Consider the following 15,931-nt stretch of genomic DNA (forward strand, 5'->3'; position numbering starts at 1 on the left):
GACGGCATCACGCATGTGATCAATTACGAATTGCCGAACGAGCCGGAAACCTACATCCACCGGATCGGCCGCACGGCCCGTGCGGGCGCCGACGGCGACGCGCTTTCGTTCTGCTGCGCCGAAGAGCGCGACTACCTGCGTGACATCGAGCGCCTCCTCCGCCGTCCGATTCCGGTCGATTCCCGGCACGGCTATCACTGCGAAGCCGCGAAACACGCGACCGGCGACGCGGCGCGTCCGCCGCCCAAGCAACAGCACGGCGGCAGAGGCCGTCCACCCCGGAACACGGGCGCGCGTTCCCCGAGGCCTCAGGGCCGGCCCAACCACGGCCCCTCCAGAGGCCGGTCGTAGCGTGTCCGTCAGTCCACGCGCCCCATCTTGCTTGCGGCGCGTGACCGCGCTGCCGTTCGGTCTTATTTGCTGTTCTCGGTTTCGCGTCGCGCCGTCAGCGCGCGGTACAGGTCTCCGGCGTTCTTCGCCGCAAGCACCGCCGCACGCCCGCGTTCGTCCAGAACCGCGCGCACGCCCGCCATGAACTCCAGATAGGGCGCCGTCGCGCCTTCGGGACAGAGCACCAATGTGAAAATGCGCGACGGCTTGCCGTCGGCAGACTGGAAATCAATGCCATCCGGCTTCACACCCACTGCACACACAAGCCCCTGAACAGCCAGGGTCCGCGCGTGGGGGCATGCGAGCCCGTCCTTGAGGCCGGTCGACATCGCCAGTTCGCGCTTGATCACCGCATCCAGCGCCGTCTGGCGGTCGGTCAAATGACCGGCGGCCACCAAGAGGTCGAGAAGCTCGATGATCACAGCCTCCTTGGTCGCCCCCTTCAAGGTCGTGGTCACCGTCTCCGGCTTCAGATATCTGACCATCTTGTCCGCGGCGCCCTGAATGTCCTGCGGCCCTTTCAGGCTCTCCTGTTTCAGAATGCCGGCCGCGTCGAGCGGATGCCGCAACGCCTTGAGCGTCTCTTCGATCTCGGCCATCACTTCGTGCATGGCGGTCTTCACGAACTCAACCTCGTGCTGGTCAGCCTCAAATTCGATGCGGTCCTTCTGGAAGGTGATCCCGATCACCATCGCATCCTTGCGCACCTGGTAGATGCCGTTGCCGTGGTCCAGCGTGTGCACAAAAAACCCTTCGCGCCGGATGGCGTCGAGCAGATGGGACAACATGAGCTGCGCCACCTGCGGGGTTGGAAAGGCGTAGATCATCAGCGGCAGTCGCGCGACCTCTTTGGAGTTGTCCCGCAACCCCGACTGCGACGAGCGGAACGCGCGCACCAGGAACGGAGGGGGGATCACGGTCGTCAGCAACGTCATGAACACCGCCACGCCGAACACCTCCGTCGTCAGGAAGCCGCTGGCCAAGCCGATCCCCGCCACAATCAGCGCCACCTCGCCGCGAGGGACCATGCCCAACCCGATGCGCAGCGCGCCCCGCAGGTTGAAGCCGCAGAACAGCGTCGGCAGGCCGCAGCCGACCAACTTGGCCAGTACCGCTACGGCCGTGTAGATCACGCCGAAAAGCAAAATCTTCGGATTCATGAACTGGGTGACGTCCACCATCATCCCCATGACCGTGAAAAACAGCGGCACCAGGAAGGCAAAAATTGGATGCATCGCCTCCCGCACCACGTGGCTGATATCGGTCCGCGAAAGCGAAAGCCCCATCACATAGGCGCCAATGATCATCGCCAGATGCGCCTCTTCGAACAGCCCGGCCACGATCATCGCCAGCCCCAGCGACATGATCGCCATCTCATTATGGCCCCCCAGAGCCTTGAGCCCGGTGCCGATGTGCCGTGCGGCGAGCACGCCAAAGACCGTCGCCCCCAGCCAGATGCCGATCGATTTCACGGCAATCATCCCGATCTGACCCCAGTTGATCCCTTCGGCGACGCCCGTCGCACCCGCCGAACCGATGACGCCCATGCCGATCGCCAGCATCACGATGCCCAACACATCGTCCAGCACCGCGCCCGCCAAAATTGTGGAGCCCTCCGGCGTATCGAGCTTCTTGCGCTCCGAAAGGATCCGCGCCGTAATGCTGACCGATGTCGCCGTCGACATCACGCCCAGGAAAATACACCCCGGGTCAAAAAACCCATAAACGCCGGGCTTGAGCATGGGCAACAGCCACATCCCCGTCAGTGCCCCCGTCGCGAATGAAAAGACCACGCCGCCCACGCCGACCAGCGTCCCGGCGACCGCGAAGCGCGCAAAGAGTTTGAGATCGGTCTCCAAACCGACCAGAAAAAGCAAGACCACCGAGGCGACTGAGCAGAACCCGTATAACTCCGGCGAGACGGACGTTCCCTCAACCTGGATCAGGTTATGGACAAAGAACAGACCATTCTCGAAACCAGGCAGCCACGGGATCGCCAGCCCGCCCAATAACGACGGGCCGATCAGGATGCCAATGCACAGCTCGCCCAGCACGCCGGGCATGCGGCACTTCTCAAACGCCATGTTGCCCACGCGAGCCGCGAAGAGAATCACGCCGATCTGGATCACCAGATGCATCATCCGCTCGGTCAGCCCCAGCCCCTGCGTCCCTCCGCCCTCCGAGGCAAAAGCCAAAACAGGAAGACAGGCAAGCAGCGCACACAGGACACCCGAAAAAGAGCGGGAAGGATGACGGTTCATGGCGTTAACCCCAAGATTTGAAAGCGCACAGTGAAGCACGTCGGTTGAGAATAATCAAGTGATAAGAAAATGAACCCGTGACGCAGGCGGTGCGTTTAAGGTTGTGTCACGGACGAAGAGGAAAGATCCATGTCGTAAGCAGGAGCGTTATGAAGTCACTGATCGTGGGGCTGATTGTGGCCGCGTGTCTGGGTGTTGCGATTCTGGTCTGGCGTTCGAAAGGCCGCGCCGAAACCGTGCCGCACGCGGTGGCTGCGGTGGCCGTGGAGGCGTCCGCGCCAGCGGTCGATGGTGAGCCGTGGCGGGCTCAGGCCCGCGAGGCAGCGGCGCGGGGGACCGCTTGGCTGATCGCCCATCAGGGCGAGACCGGTGCGTGGTCAGATCCCCGGTTTCCGGCGCTGAGCGGGCTGGCGCTATGGGCGCTGACCGGCTCGCGCGACGCGGCCGCCGCCGGGGCGATCGACCGGGCGGTGGCGTATCTCCTCACCTGCGTGCAGACGAACGGCGGCATTTATGCCGAGGTTCCGGGGCGCAAGGGAGGGGGACTCAGCAATTACAACACGGCCATCTGCCTGACGGCGCTCCACGCAACCGGCCGACGGGATCTGACGCGGGTGCTCCAGAACGCGCGCACCTTTCTTGCCGCTTCCCAGTATGCGGGGGCGGACGAGTTCCACTTCGGCGGATTTGGCTACGACCACCAGAACCAGCGCGAATACACCGACCTGATGAACACCCATTACGCCGTCGAGGCGATGGGCCGCACGCAGGATGTCGAAGACCTGCGGCCGGCCGGGGAGGCCCGCGCCGATGTCAACTGGGAGCATGTGTTGCGCTACGTGGGCCAGCTCCAGGCAAAAAACGAAGATGGCGCGGACCACGCGGGCGGCTTTATCTACAACCCGATCGACCCCAAGGCTGGCGTTGAGACGAACGCCTCCGGCCGGGTGGTTCTTCGCGCCTATGGCAGCATCACCTACGCGGGTCTGATGGCGATGCTCTATGCCGAGGTGCCGCGCGATGATCCCCGCGTGATCTCGGCGGTGGATTACGCGGCCCGGCACTGGACGCTCGACGAGAACCCGGGCATGGGTTCCCAGGGACTCTACTTCTACTACAACGTGATCGCACGGGCGCTGACCGCCGGGCGGATGGACGCCGTCGTCCGGAAGGATGGCGCAGGCGACCCGATCCGCTGGCGTGAGGATCTCGCTCGCAAGCTGGCCGCGCTGCAAAACCCCGATGGTTCGTGGACCAACGCCAACAACCGGTTCTGGGAGAACGACCCGGTTCTGGCCACCGCCTATTCCCTGCTCGCGCTCCAGCTCGCCGCAAGCGGACAATAGAGGCAGAATTCGGTTTTTTTTGGGGGGCTCTTGCAAAACCCTGGACAGGCTGGCAGTGGTGCAGGCGTCTCGCCTGCAATTCCAAGACTGTTCCACATTTTGCAGGCGGGACGCCTGCACCACAAGGGGTTGTGCAAGCGCCTCTAGCGGTAGATCTCGCCTTTGCGGAAGGCGGCCCAGGCGGTCTCGAACCAGGTGTCGGTTTCGGGAATGGGGCGGCGCGGCACCCAGCGGTGGGTGAAGAATCCGTCGCTCGATGGAAGTGTTTCCAGGACCTGTTCGCGGAAGGCCGGGTTTTCAGGAACGAACGCCCACTCGGCGGGCAGGCTGGGATGGATGCGCGTGCCCGTTGGTTCCTGGACCAGCGCCGAACCGCGGCTCCCGACGCCGCTGGCCAGTTGGAAGGCAATGGCGTCCAAGTAGGCGAGCTGGGCGATGGCGAGCGAGCGGGTGCGAAGCGCCTCGGCGCGGGTGGCGCCGCCGGTGTGGCTGCATCCCGCAGTTTGAATGCGGGACACTTGGGCGCGGGCCTCGTCGCGCGCGGTGCGAACGGCGTCTGCCGATCGAATGTGCGCTCCCGCGCGGCTCATCCGGGCCTGAAGTTCGCGACGTTCGTCGAGCCACGAGGCGGATGCGCCCGAGGCGCCGTTCAACCACGCCTCCAGCGCCGCCATCTGGGCGGTCGCAGCCGCCTGCGCGGCCGTGATATCGAGCGTCGGCTCGCGGCGCGTGGCGGCGATCTGTTCAGCCGCGCGGAGCGCGCCGACCTGTCCGGAGTTGAGCGCCGAGCCGCCGGGGCGGCACACGCCATGCGAGCCGTTCACCTCGCCCACGGGGAAGAGCCCCCGAACGTTGAGCGACTCCCACCAGGCGTCGGCGGCAAGCCCCCCGTTGTTGTGCTGGGCGCAGACGGCGACCTCGAGCGGCTCGGAGGCCAGATCAATGCCATGGTCGAGGTAGAGCTGAATCGCGCCGGGGTTCATCGTGCGCAGCCGGTCCAGCGGTGTGCCGGAGGTGGCGCGGGACTTCTCCAGATAGGAGCGGGCCTCGGCGGAGAGGCGGGCCAGGTCGAATCCGGAGGGGTTGCCGCGGAAGTCAAGAAAGACCCGGCGCCCGCGGCCGACCGTTTCGATATAGACCAGAATGTCGATGAGCGAGGAGCCGCCCGCCACTTTCTGGGTGTCGAACGGCCACTGGTACCCCTTGAGAAAGACGCGGGAATACGCATCGGCGGGGTCGTCAAACCACGGCAGCAGAAATTCGCGCGGGTCTGAGACGCCGTCCGCCGCTGTGCTCACGAACTTCGGCGCCACCTGCATGTAGGTGCCCGAGACGTTCCAGCGGAATTGGATCGAGGCGAGGCCGTACTGCGACTCGGGCAGCGACTGGGCGCGGACGCCGGCCTCGATGGCGAGACCGATGCCGCCGGTGTGGCAGGTGGGATAGACGCTGGTCTGATAGAGGCCGCCGGGACCGCCGACGGCGAACACGGTGTTTTCGGCCAGAATCGCCTCGGCCCGGCCCGCGTCGTCCAGCATGACCGCCCCCGCCGCACGGAGCGGGCGGGCGGGATCGGAGCAGGGGATCGTCAGCAGGGACACAACGTTCCGATGCTCAAGGACGGGTATTCCCATCCGGGCGACTTCGGCGATCAGCGCGCGGCACATGTCGCGCGAGGTGTAGGGGCCAACCGATGTGGCGCGCTGCCGGGGGTCGTGGTCCGTCTTGTACCCGACGAACTGGCCAAAGCGGTCACGGGGGAAGGGGACGCCGAGATTCACCAGATTGATGAAGGCGCGGGCGGAATTGGCCGCCTCGGCGAGGGCGAGGTCGCCGTGCATCGAGCCGCCGGCAAAGAACGTGTCGGCCAACTCGCGCGGCGAATCCGAGGCGCTGGCGCACAGAGCCAGCTTGTAATAGGTCTGCTTGTCCGAACCCGTGTTGATCGATGTTCCTTGGTCGAGACCCTCGGTGACGATCAGAAGGTCTTCGATGCCCAGGCGGTGGAGTTGAACGGCGGCGTTCAGGCCGGCGGCGCCGGAGCCGATGATGAGGGTGTGGCAGGTGCGCATGGGGTCTCCTTGTCGGGGGAATAAACGAAGAACTCCCGGCCGTTGCTGACCGGAAGCTCATGCGTCTGTGAGATGGAGGTGCGAAGCGGAGTTGAACCGCTGTTCGAGGTTTTGCAGACCTCTGCCTAACCGCTCGGCCATCGCACCCAGTTTATTTCTTCATAGCCGAGCGGTGTCGGGCGACGACTCGCTTGTTGTAAGCGTCGCGCCGGGCACGTTTCAGGCGTTTTCTAAGTTGCTGTCCCATAAGTGGGGGCGAACTTTACCACGAAGGGCGGGCCGTGTCAACGCGGTTTTTCGTCCGGTTTTTTCGTGCGTGCAACCCGGAAGGCTGAGAACGACGTCATCCGTTGATGCGGCTTGGCCGGATGCGGCCGGCCAGGCGCACGGCTTGTTCCGGGTCAAACTGCGCGGGCACGCGCGTGAGCGCGTTGGCCATGCCGCAGCCGAGGCCGGTGCGGACCGCGTCGGCGACGCGATCCGCGTTTGCGAGCCAGGCGTGGATAAAACCCGCCGCCGCGCAGTCGCCGCTGCCGATCGGATTGTTGACGGGGATCGCCGGCAGATCGTAACGCATCGCGCCGCAGGCACCGATCAGATAGGCGGGATTGCCTCCCTGAGTGACCCAGACCCAGTTCGCCCCTTCCGCGCGCAATCGTTCTGCCGCGTCGAGGATCGCAGTCTCGTCGGCGCAGGCCGTCCCGCACGTTTTCTCCAACTCGCGCACGTTCAGCTTGACCAGCAGCGGGCCATACGGGAGGATGCGCAGCAGCCCGCCGCTGTGGGAGTCGATCACCACCGGCACGTTGGCGGCCGTTGCCACCTGCACGAAGGGCGTGTAAAAATCCTCATCCATGCCGGGGGGCAGCGTGCCGCTGATCGCCAGCAGCCTCGCCTGCGTTGCCAACCGCCGGTTGCGACTGACAAATGCAGTCCACGCCGCCGCGTCTGGCTCTGGCCCCTCCTCGATCAGCTCGGTGCTCACGCCTGCCCCGGCGTCAATCACCGTCGTGCACGACCGGGTCGGCCCGGCCAACGGGGTGAAGCTGGGGTGGATGCCGCGCGCGCGGACATAAGCCGCAACGAACCGCCCCGTCGCGCCGCCGTTGAATCCCGTCACGCGGGCCGGCGTGCCGAGGGTGGCCAGCGCGACCGCCAGATTCACGGCCTTGCCCCCGGCGGTCTGGTGGCACTCGACTGCGCGGTTGACCTCCCCAAGCTCGACGTGCCGGAACACCAGCGTGCGCTGCAGCGCAGGCATCAGGCCCAGACAGACCACGTCCGGACGCGCTCCGGGATTGCCGATTTTTTTCACAGTCTCGTCCTCTTGAGGCACTTGCAAAACCTCTTTCGTCGGTTCTGCAAGAGGCTCTCTTGTCATGTGCCGACTGCGGGGGCAGGCGGATGCAAGCGGGTCTCGCCCGCATCGAGCGCGTCGAGCGCCGCCTGCGCCGCAGCCGCCTCGGCGGCGCGCTTGCTCGCCCCCTCCGCCTCGGCCGCGAATCCGGTGCTTAGCGAGACCCGCACGCGGTACTGCGGCTGGTGCTCGGGTCCGACGGTCGCGACCAGGGTGTAAAGGGGGACCGAGCCGTCGCAGGCCTGAGTCCGTTCCTGAAGCCGTCCCTTGGGATTCCCCGCATGCAGCACGCCGATCATCCGATCGGCGTCGAATTGGCCAGCCAGAAACCTCAGAAAGAAAGCCCGCGCGGCCTCGCAGCCGCCATCCAGCCAGATGGCACCCAGAAGGGCCTCCAGCGTGTCGGCCAACGCCCCCTCGCGATCGCGTCCCCCCGATCGTTCTTCCGACTTGCCTACGCGCATCAGCCCGCTCAGGCCCATCCGGCGCGCGACGTCGGCCAGGGTTCGGCCATTGGCGACCTGAATGCGCAGCAGGCTCAACCCGCCCTCGTCGGCATCGGGATGGGCGGCATAGAGGTGTTCGGCGGCCAGCAGCCCGAGGACTGCGTCGCCGAGAAACTCCAGTCGCTGGTTGTTGGCACCGGTTGTGGCATCGGTGCGCCAGGAGGGGAGCGTGAGGGCGGTCATCAGCAGCGCGATGTCGATAAAGCGGTAACCGGCGAGGGCCTCGAACGAATCGGCCAGCCACCGGCCATCGGCCGAGGCCGGCAGATTTTCAGGCCTGGGATCGTCAGCGAAGGCGCCACGCTCTTCTTCCACAATTATTTCTCTTCTTCGGCGAGCAGCGCCTGAATACGTTGCACCACGGTGGTGATCTCGTTCTGGTTCCGCAGCACTGTGTGCAACAGGTTACCCATCTCGACACAGCGGTGCAGCGACGACAAACGGGCCCGTTCCAGAGTCGTTCGCCGTTCCATCAGGCTGGACACCACGCGTTCGAGTTCGATGATCCGCTCATCGGCGCGAGAGAGGTCGCGGCGCAAATGGACAATCTGAGCGAACATGTGCTCGGGGGTCTCGTCCAGATCGGCAATCTCCATCCCTTCGGGAATGGGAACCTGAACCAGCTCGCCACATTCGGTGCAGACCACGGTCAACCCCGCGCCGCGAACGTTGATGACCATGGGATGGTCACAGTGCGGACAGGTGAAATCGATGTCGGACCCTTCATCAATGGGATTGCCCTGATCGTCGACGCGTCCCACTGTGGGTGCAGGCATCAAAACACCCGCCGTCCCCTCGCGGTCAACGCCGTTCTCGGCGTGTTCTGTCTGGCTCATATCACCCTCCGTTACGACGCGGCGATTCAAGCTGCAGGCCGGTTCTTCATCCGAAAACGCGGTCAAACGCCATCAAGCCTTGACAATATCGGCGCTTTTGAGGCAGGACGCGCAAATCTTGATCTGACGCGAATTGGGCCCATCCTTGATCCGGATGCTGCGCAGATTCGGCAGAAACCGACGCTGGGTAATGCCGGTCGTGTGCAAACCGATGCCGCCCTTGTATTTGGCAAGGCCGTGACGCACAATCCGATTGCCCGTCATAGGCCCTTTGCCACACATATCACAAACTCTGGACATAAACAGTTCTCCTTGAAAAAGAGAGTCAAGGATAGCATTGCGCAGCGAATTGAGCAAGGGCATTTTACACCAGGACAAAATGCAACCACACCGGCAGGGTCAGCAGACAGACCAGGTGGGTGACAAACACCACGGCGGCGGCAAAGCCGGGATCGCGGTCATGCAGCTCCGCCAGCGACACGCTCACCATGGCGCTGGGCTGAACCGCCACCACCAGCAGCGTGTTCAGGGACAATCCGTTCACCGGCAGCGCGTAAAGGAGCGCGACCGCCAGCGCGGGCACCGCCACCAGGCGGAGCAGCACCGTGCCGGCCATTAACCGGTTCCAGATGTGATGCGGACGGATATCGGCCATCCGGCAGCCGCACACCAGGGCCGACACCGGCACCGTCGCCCCGCCCATCAGGCGGCAGGTTTCGATGCCCACCCGGCAGGTCTCACCCAGCAGTCCGCCCGCCGCCGGCAACAGCCCGCGCGCTGCCAGCACCGCCCGCAGCCCGGTCACCGCGAATGCCGCAGCCAGCGCGATCAGCGGCCCGCTGATCAGATGCTTCAGGGCGACCACAGAGAGTGTGGCGCCCGTGAGGACCCGGATGCCCAGCGTCCACACGAAAAACTCGGCCCCCATCGCCGCAAACGCGACGAGCGCCACCGCCCGCTCCCCCCATAGGCTCGCGACGATCATGATCGGTAAAAAGGAGTAGTTGTTTACGGCCACCACGAAACGGAAGCACGCTCGCGTCCCTTCCGGTCGTCCGCGCAACAGCGGCAAGCACCCCCGTCCCACCAGCCAGCCAATGGCCTGGATTAGAAAGACGGCCGCCGGAAGCATCCAGTTGGCGCACAGCTCGTTCCAGGACAGATTGCGGATAATCGCGCTGAACACCAGCGCCGGGTAAAACAGGGTGACCAGCACACGCGAGAGCTGCCGGTTGAAAGCCGCATCAATGACCTGTCTGTGGCGCAGCCACGCCCCGCAGGTCATCATGAGGAAGATCGCCGTGATGTTCAGAAAGATTGAAAACATTATGCCAACACCTTGCAATACGTGACGCGCGCGTCGCCGACATCGTAGAAATCGGCGAGTACCTCGGCCTGGTCAAACCCGGTCCGCTCATAGAACGCGCGCGTCGCGGCGTATTGCGGGCGTCCCGACGTCTCGGCGTACAACCGCGTGCCGCCGCGCCGCCGCACCTCCGCCTCAGTCTCCTGGAGCAGGATGCGCCCCACGCCGCCGCCCTGCGCCGCCGGGTCGACGGCGATCCAGTAGAGGTCGTGGCTCGATCGCGTGCAGGGGACCGGGCCGAAGCAACTGTAGCCGACGACCGCGCCATCGCGCTCGGCGAACACAAAGAAATACCCCGACGCTTCGCCCTTGGCCAGGCGTTCCTCGATCAGCTCCCGAGCCACGCCCACCTCGTCGGCGTGGAAGAACCCGGTCGACGCGACGATCCGGCGCACCGCCTCGGCGTCTTCTGGCCGTACGTCGCAGCGGAAGCGGAGCGTCGCCGCCGCTGCCCGGGGGCGTCCCCGGACAACCGGGACGGCCGCCGCGTCGCCGCCGCGCGCGACGCGCCGCCGCGCCTCCTCGACCAGCCCGCAGACCGCCGCACCGTAGCCGATTCCGGCCGCGTCCAGCGCGGCGGCGAATCCGGCGTCCGGCGCCAGGCACGGATTGGCGTTCACCTCCAGGATCCACGCCTGCCCGTCCGCATCGACGCGGAAATCGACCCGCGCGTAGCCGGAAAGCCCGAAGACCCGCCAGCACGCTCGCGCGAGTTCCTCCAGCCTGGCGCACAGCCCGTTTTCGGCCGCGCGGTCCACAAAACGCCGTACCGTGTGTGCGCACTCGAACGCCGCCGCGTCCCATTTCGCGGCATAGCCGATGATCCGCGGCTTGCCCGGCGGATAAGCGACGAAGACCAGCTCGGCGGGCGGAAGCGCGCGCACCGCGCCATCCGCGCCCGCGATGAGGCCGACATTGAACTCGCGCCCGTCGACATAGCGTTCGGCGAACCAGCCGTCGCCGCGGCCAGCCGTCACGGCCTGCGCCGCCGCAGCCGTCACGCCGCGCAGGACGCTGGCGTCGTCGAGCCCGACAGACGCATGCTCCCAGACCGACTTGACGATCCAGTCGCCCCGTCCGCCCTCCGGCGCGGCAGGGTCCTGACCCTCGACCCAGTCGGCGGTAGGAAGGGCGGCCGCCCGCAGCAGACCCTTCGCCAACAGCTTGCCGGACGTCGCGAATTGAGCCTCGGACGAATTGCCGGTGAAGACCACGCCGACCGACTCCAGCGCTGCGGGGACCAGATGAATCAGGCGTCCGCTGCCCGCCAGACTCTCGACCAGGTTGAAAACGACGTCGGCGTCCCGGACGGCGGGGTGGCAGACGAGCGCGTGCAGATTCAGCCCGCAGGGGACGACCCGCACCGCATGCCCCGCAGCCTCCAACGCCGCGCGCACCGCCGCCGCTTCGTCCAGCACATCGCGCTCATCGGGCGGCGCGCCGGGCGGCACACATTGATGGAGGATTGTGATCGTCATAGCCCCTTCCCTTCGCCCCGCCTGTGCTTGTCAAAGTGGACCAGGCAGAAGAGCTTTTCCAATTCCATTCGGATGTCGATGTTCTGCACGCAGAACTGCTCGTCACTGCGCAGCGGGGTGGGGGTGAAATTGAGCACGCCGCGGATGACACCGGTGCCGCGGAGTTGCTCCAGCAGGTGCGGCACGGACTGTTCGGGCGTGCACAAGATCGCCACTTCAATGCCATGCTTGCGGATATAGGCGGGCAATTCCCCGATGTCGAGCACCGGCACGTCGGGGACGGGCGAGACGACCTGCGGGTCGCTGTCGAATCCGGCCACGATGGAGACGCCGCCGCGCCGGCCGCCGAACGAGCGCAACAGCGCCTGCCCGATCTTGCCGCAACCGATGACCACGGCGCGGCATTGTGCCGACGTTCCCAAAAGCGCGGCCATCCGCGCCAACAGGCCGGTGATGTCATAACCGCCCCGCTTGACGCCGCGCATGCCGAAGGCCGCAAAATCCTTGCGCACCTGCGAGCCGGACAGGCCCAGCGCGTCGCCAAGATTTCCCGAGAATACCTTGCTGAACCCCATCCCTTGAAGTTTCAACAATACGGATCGATAACGGGACATCCGCTCGACCGTTTCGCGGCCAACCTCAAGCGGCGGATCCGTCACTGTTTGCTTTGTCCGGGACATGAAGCGCCTCCTGCTGTTTATGAAACGGCTTGTCCAGTATCCAGAAAGTCAGACTATAACACAAAACAACAGTATGCCATCTTTTATTGGGCGTGTCTATCCCCTTGTAAGCCGCATCAGTACAGCACTAACGCAATATGGAGCAACAAACATGACACGATACTAGTTATTATGCATACTTAATAGCATATTTCAGCAGGTATAATCTTTTTTAACAATAAATCGTTTTACTCTTGTCAATCCCATCCTGTTCTGGAATAATGCATAAATTGTTTTCGATTCATTCCGCCTTCGGCCGTGGGCCTGGGGGCCGGATTTCAGAGAGGGTGAGCATCGTGAGTAGTGTCAAAACTGAGACGGTGGCAACGTCCCCTGCGTTGACGGCCGAACTGAAGACGTTCATCGCCGAATGGAAGAGCAAGCCGGGCAATCTGATCATGGTGTTGCACCGCGTTCAGGAGTGCTTCGGGTACATTCCCCGCAAGGTGGCCTTCGAAGTCGCCGACCTGCTCAATGTGCCGTTGGCGCGTATTTATGGCGTGATCACGTTTTACAATTTCTTTAAGCTGACCCAGCCGGGCCGCAACCGCATCCAGGTCTGCATGGGGACGGCCTGTTATCTGCGCGGCGGCGAAGATGTCATTCTCGAGATCGAGGAGATGCTGGGTGTGGGTTTGAACACGGTGACGCCGGACGGTGAATTCTCGATCGAGGCGGTTCGCTGCCTCGGCTGCTGCGGGCTCGCGCCGGTTCTGGTGATTAACGGCCAGGTTTACGGCAAGGTGCTGATGAAAGACCTGCCGAGCATTCTCGCCCAATACAAGAAGGCGTCGTAGGACATGCACGCCTCACTCTGTGACACCATTGCCGATGTGGTGCAGAATGCGATTGAGGCGGCTGCAACACGAATTGAGCTTGATGTGTACACGGGATCCAATGCGGTGATGGTGACGGTCAGAGACAATGGCAAAGGGATGGACGCGGCGCACCTGCGGCGCGCCTGCGATCCATTCTATTCCGAGCCGGGCAAACATGCCCGCCGTCGCGTCGGACTCGGGCTGCCCCTCCTCATGCAGATGGCCGAGCAAACGGGAGGCAAGGCCGACATCCAGTCGGCGCCCGGCCGGGGGACCACCGTCTCCTTCCGCCTCGACACCACCCACCTCGACACCCCTCCCTTGGGAAACCTTCCCGTCACGCTCGTCGGCCTGATGACGTTCCCGGGGAATTACGAACTCGCGGTCACCCGCCGCGCCGACGCCGCCGCCTATTCCGTGACGAGAAGCGAACTCGCCCACGCGCTCGGCAACCTGGAAGAGGCGGGGAACCTCTCGCTCGCACGACAGTATTTCGAGTCTCAGGAAGACGGTTTGAATGCGGAGTAAGGTGAGGGCGGCGGTGCCGGCCCCGACTCCACTGAGGAGAACACGATGAGTGAAAAATTGACGTTGGACGCCCTGCGCAAGCTGCGCGACCAGAAACAGAAGGAACTCGCCATGCGCGACCCTTCGAATAAAGAGATGCAGGTGATCGTCGGCATGGGGACGTGCGGCATCGCCGCAGGCGCCAAGGAGACCTTCGCGGCGATCCTGGACGCGCTGGAGCAGCGCGGGATGGCCACCGTCCTCGTCCGCCAGACGGGCTGCATGGGGTTGTGCCACTCGGAGCCCACCGTTGAAGTCATTGTTCCCGGCATGCCCAGCGTGATCTACGGCAACGTGAACGCCAAGATCGGCCGCCAGATTGTGGAAGAGCATGTCGTCGGCCGCAAACTGCTCGATAAACTCATTTGCGACCGCCCCGCGATGGATATCATCGGCTAACCAGGGAACACGTCATGGGATACAAGCATTACATCTTGATTTGCGGCGGCACCGCCTGCGAATCCAATCACGGCATCGAGCTTGTGGAGGCGCTGAAGCGCGAAGTTGAAGCCGCCGGCCTCGTCAACACGGTTCAGGTGGTCCGCACCGGATGCCTCGGGTTCTGCGAAAAAGGACCGATCGTCAAAATCCTTCCCGAAGATACGTTCTATGTCGAGGTCAAGCCGCAGGACGCGGCCGACATCGTCAACGAACACATCATCAAAGGCCGCACCGTCACACGCCTCCTCTACGACACCAACCAGAGCAAGAGCCGTGTCGGCATCGAAGGGATTGACTTTTACCAGAAGCAGTTCCGCATCGTCCTGCGCAACTGCGGTGTAATCGACCCGGACAAGATCGACGAATACATCGCCCGCGAAGGGTATGTCGCGCTGGAAAAGGCGCTCTTCGAAATGACGCCCGACCAGGTGCTCGCCGAGCTCGATAAGTCGGGGCTCCGAGGTCGTGGCGGCGCGGGCTTCCCCACCGGGAAGAAGTGGGCCTTCGCGAAAGTTCAGAAAGCCGACCAGAAATACATGGTCTGCAACGCCGATGAGGGCGACCCCGGAGCCTACATGGACCGCTCGACCCTCGAGGGTGACCCGCACTCGGTTTTGGAAGCCATGACGATCGCCGGCTACACGATTGGCGCATCGAAGGGGTACGTCTACATCCGCGCCGAATACCCGCTCGCCATCACTCGCCTGGAGACCGCCATCGCCCAGGCCCGCGCCTACGGCCTGCTCGGCGAGAACATCCTCGGCTCTTCCTTTAGCTTTGACATCGAACTGCGCCTCGGTGCCGGAGCGTTTGTCTGCGGCGAAGAGACCGCCCTGCTCGCGTCGATCGAAGGCCGCCGCGGCATGCCCACGCCACGGCCTCCCTTCCCGGCTGTCAAGGGGCTCTGGGGCAAGCCGACCGTCATCAATAATGTCGAAACCCTGGCGAATATTCCCGTCATCCTGCTCAAGGGCGGCGACTGGTTCGCCAAGATCGGCACCGCCACCTCCAAAGGGACCAAGGTCTTCGCGCTCACCGGCAAGGTGAAGAACTCGGGCCTCATCGAGGTGCCAATGGGAACGACGCTGCGCGAGATCATCTATGATATCGGCGGCGGCATCCGCGGCGGCCACTCTTTTAAGGCGGCGCAGACCGGCGGCCCCTCAGGCGGCGTGATCCCCGAGCAGTTCCTCGACCTGCCGATCGATTACGAGAGCCTCGCCAAGATCGGTTCGATCATGGGATCGGGCGGATTGATCGTCATGGACGAGACCGACTGCATCGTGGATGTGGCCAAGTTCTATCTCGACTTCACGGTCGATGAGTCGTGCGGCAAATGCGCGCCATGCCGGATCGGCGGCCGTACGCTCTGCAACCTCCTCACCTCCATCACCCGCGGCACCGGAACGCTCGCCGACATCGATCGGATGCGCGAGATCGCCGATGCGATGCGGAGCGCGTCGCTCTGCGGACTGGGCCAGACAGCGTCCAATCCGGTTGTGTCGAGCCTCCGCTATTTCCTCGACGAGTACCAGGCGCACATCGTGGACAAGAAGTGCCCATCCAAGAAGTGCAAGAGTCTGCTCTCGTACCGGATCGACCCGCTCAAATGCGTCGGGTGTACCGCCTGCGCCCGCGTCTGTCCCGTCAACGCCATCCGTGGGGAACGGAAGCAGGCGCATGTGATCGATACGGCCGCCTGCATCAAATGCGGTCAGTGCTTTACGGTCTGCAAATTCGGCGCGGTTTCGCGCGATTAAGCCCATCGCCCGTC

Annotated in this window: 15 protein-coding genes, 1 tRNA gene and 1 pseudogene; 6 read left to right on the plus strand and 11 right to left on the minus strand. The window is 64.3% G+C overall.

Annotation, left to right across the window (positions count from 1 at the left end):
• On the plus strand, positions 1–351 hold a 351-nt coding region (locus tag FJ222_01020; GenBank protein ID MBM4163019.1), incomplete at its 5' end, for an ATP-dependent helicase.
• 62 nt (positions 352–413) lie between these two features.
• Here the strand turns inward: FJ222_01020 and FJ222_01025 are convergent.
• Positions 414–2,651 carry a sodium:proton exchanger gene (locus FJ222_01025; GenBank protein ID MBM4163020.1) on the minus strand — a complete coding sequence of 746 codons (2,238 nt, stop codon included), beginning with the start codon at positions 2,649–2,651 and terminating at the stop codon, positions 414–416.
• Positions 2,652–2,800: 149 nt separating this feature from the next.
• On the opposite strand from FJ222_01025, the gene FJ222_01030 reads away from it, so the two are divergent.
• Positions 2,801–3,997: a hypothetical protein gene (locus tag FJ222_01030; GenBank protein ID MBM4163021.1), complete on the plus strand. Its 1,197-nt coding sequence runs from the start codon at positions 2,801–2,803 to the stop codon at positions 3,995–3,997.
• Between the two features lie 143 nt (positions 3,998–4,140).
• Here FJ222_01030 and FJ222_01035 read toward each other — a convergent pair whose 3' ends face one another.
• The 10 genes and pseudogenes from FJ222_01035 to FJ222_01080 all read right to left on the minus strand — a co-directional run bounded on the left by FJ222_01035 (position 4,141) and on the right by FJ222_01080 (position 12,292).
• Positions 4,141–6,069 (minus strand): FAD-binding protein, encoded by a 1,929-nt coding sequence (locus FJ222_01035; GenBank protein ID MBM4163022.1) that lies wholly within the window; start codon positions 6,067–6,069, stop codon positions 4,141–4,143.
• A 73-nt stretch (positions 6,070–6,142) separates the two neighbouring features.
• Positions 6,143–6,216: transfer RNA gene (locus FJ222_01040), tRNA-Cys, on the minus strand.
• Positions 6,217–6,412: 196 nt separating this feature from the next.
• Positions 6,413–7,450: a hypothetical protein gene (locus FJ222_01045; protein ID MBM4163023.1), complete on the minus strand. Its 1,038-nt coding sequence runs from the start codon at positions 7,448–7,450 to the stop codon at positions 6,413–6,415.
• Positions 7,447–8,247 carry a ribonuclease III gene (rnc, locus tag FJ222_01050; GenBank protein MBM4163024.1) on the minus strand — a complete coding sequence of 267 codons (801 nt, stop codon included), beginning with the start codon at positions 8,245–8,247 and terminating at the stop codon, positions 7,447–7,449. Before rnc ends, FJ222_01045 begins: the two co-directional genes overlap by 4 nt.
• A 2-nt stretch (positions 8,248–8,249) precedes the next feature.
• Positions 8,250–8,768, minus strand: a complete 519-nt coding sequence (locus FJ222_01055) for a hypothetical protein (GenBank protein MBM4163025.1) — start codon at positions 8,766–8,768, stop codon at positions 8,250–8,252.
• Positions 8,769–8,840: 72 nt separating this feature from the next.
• Positions 8,841–9,131 (minus strand): 50S ribosomal protein L28, encoded by a 291-nt coding sequence (gene rpmB / locus FJ222_01060; GenBank protein MBM4163026.1) that lies wholly within the window; start codon positions 9,129–9,131, stop codon positions 8,841–8,843.
• 1 nt (position 9,132) lies between these two features.
• Complete coding sequence (locus FJ222_01065) at positions 9,133–10,095, minus strand: hypothetical protein (GenBank protein ID MBM4163027.1); 963 nt, start codon at positions 10,093–10,095, stop codon at positions 9,133–9,135.
• Complete coding sequence (locus FJ222_01070; protein ID MBM4163028.1) at positions 10,095–10,664, minus strand: GNAT family N-acetyltransferase; 570 nt, start codon at positions 10,662–10,664, stop codon at positions 10,095–10,097. Before FJ222_01070 ends, FJ222_01065 begins: the two co-directional genes overlap by 1 nt.
• A gap of 6 nt (positions 10,665–10,670) precedes the next feature.
• Positions 10,671–11,612: pseudogene (locus FJ222_01075) on the minus strand (D-alanine--D-alanine ligase).
• The gene (locus FJ222_01080) at positions 11,609–12,292 is read right to left on the minus strand and encodes a redox-sensing transcriptional repressor Rex (protein ID MBM4163029.1); all 684 of its coding nucleotides are present in this window, start codon (positions 12,290–12,292) and stop codon (positions 11,609–11,611) included. Before FJ222_01080 ends, FJ222_01075 begins: the two are co-directional and overlap by 4 nt.
• 260 nt (positions 12,293–12,552) lie before the next feature.
• Between FJ222_01080 and FJ222_01085 the strand changes: the two genes are divergently transcribed.
• From FJ222_01085 to FJ222_01100, 4 genes are read left to right on the plus strand one after another with little or no spacing between them, the layout of a single operon-like run.
• Positions 12,553–13,128 (plus strand): NAD(P)H-dependent oxidoreductase subunit E, encoded by a 576-nt coding sequence (locus FJ222_01085; GenBank protein MBM4163030.1) that lies wholly within the window; start codon positions 12,553–12,555, stop codon positions 13,126–13,128.
• 3 nt (positions 13,129–13,131) lie between these two features.
• Positions 13,132–13,677: a sensor histidine kinase gene (locus FJ222_01090; protein MBM4163031.1), complete on the plus strand. Its 546-nt coding sequence runs from the start codon at positions 13,132–13,134 to the stop codon at positions 13,675–13,677.
• Positions 13,678–13,722: 45 nt separating this feature from the next.
• A complete protein-coding gene (locus FJ222_01095) occupies positions 13,723–14,115 on the plus strand; it encodes a (2Fe-2S) ferredoxin domain-containing protein (protein ID MBM4163032.1) in 393 nt (130 codons plus the stop codon).
• A 14-nt stretch (positions 14,116–14,129) separates the two neighbouring features.
• Entirely contained in the window at positions 14,130–15,917 is a 1,788-nt protein-coding gene (locus tag FJ222_01100; protein ID MBM4163033.1) for an NADH-quinone oxidoreductase subunit NuoF, read from the plus strand.
• Positions 15,918–15,931: the final 14 nt, after the last annotated feature.

Source organism: Lentisphaerota bacterium (assembly GCA_016873675.1).
Taxonomy (GTDB): Bacteria; Verrucomicrobiota; Kiritimatiellia; order RFP12; family JAAYNR01; genus VGWG01.

Excerpts from the sequence above, each read along its gene's own strand:
- FJ222_01045 (MBM4163023.1), bottom strand. The coding sequence starts at position 7,450 with ATGACAAGAGAGCCTCTTGCAGAACCGACGAAAGAGGTTTTGCAAGTG.
- FJ222_01090 (MBM4163031.1), top strand. The coding sequence starts at position 13,132 with ATGCACGCCTCACTCTGTGACACCATTGCCGATGTGGTGCAGAATGCG.
- rpmB (MBM4163026.1), bottom strand. The coding sequence starts at position 9,131 with ATGCCCTTGCTCAATTCGCTGCGCAATGCTATCCTTGACTCTCTTTTT.
- FJ222_01085 (MBM4163030.1), top strand. The coding sequence starts at position 12,553 with ATGCATAAATTGTTTTCGATTCATTCCGCCTTCGGCCGTGGGCCTGGG.
- FJ222_01065 (MBM4163027.1), bottom strand. The coding sequence starts at position 10,095 with ATGTTTTCAATCTTTCTGAACATCACGGCGATCTTCCTCATGATGACC.
- FJ222_01095 (MBM4163032.1), top strand. The coding sequence starts at position 13,723 with ATGAGTGAAAAATTGACGTTGGACGCCCTGCGCAAGCTGCGCGACCAG.
- FJ222_01025 (MBM4163020.1), bottom strand. The coding sequence starts at position 2,651 with ATGAACCGTCATCCTTCCCGCTCTTTTTCGGGTGTCCTGTGTGCGCTG.
- FJ222_01055 (MBM4163025.1), bottom strand. The coding sequence starts at position 8,768 with ATGAGCCAGACAGAACACGCCGAGAACGGCGTTGACCGCGAGGGGACG.
- FJ222_01080 (MBM4163029.1), bottom strand. The coding sequence starts at position 12,292 with ATGTCCCGGACAAAGCAAACAGTGACGGATCCGCCGCTTGAGGTTGGC.
- FJ222_01100 (MBM4163033.1), top strand. The coding sequence starts at position 14,130 with ATGGGATACAAGCATTACATCTTGATTTGCGGCGGCACCGCCTGCGAA.
- FJ222_01030 (MBM4163021.1), top strand. The coding sequence starts at position 2,801 with ATGAAGTCACTGATCGTGGGGCTGATTGTGGCCGCGTGTCTGGGTGTT.
- FJ222_01035 (MBM4163022.1), bottom strand. The coding sequence starts at position 6,069 with ATGCGCACCTGCCACACCCTCATCATCGGCTCCGGCGCCGCCGGCCTG.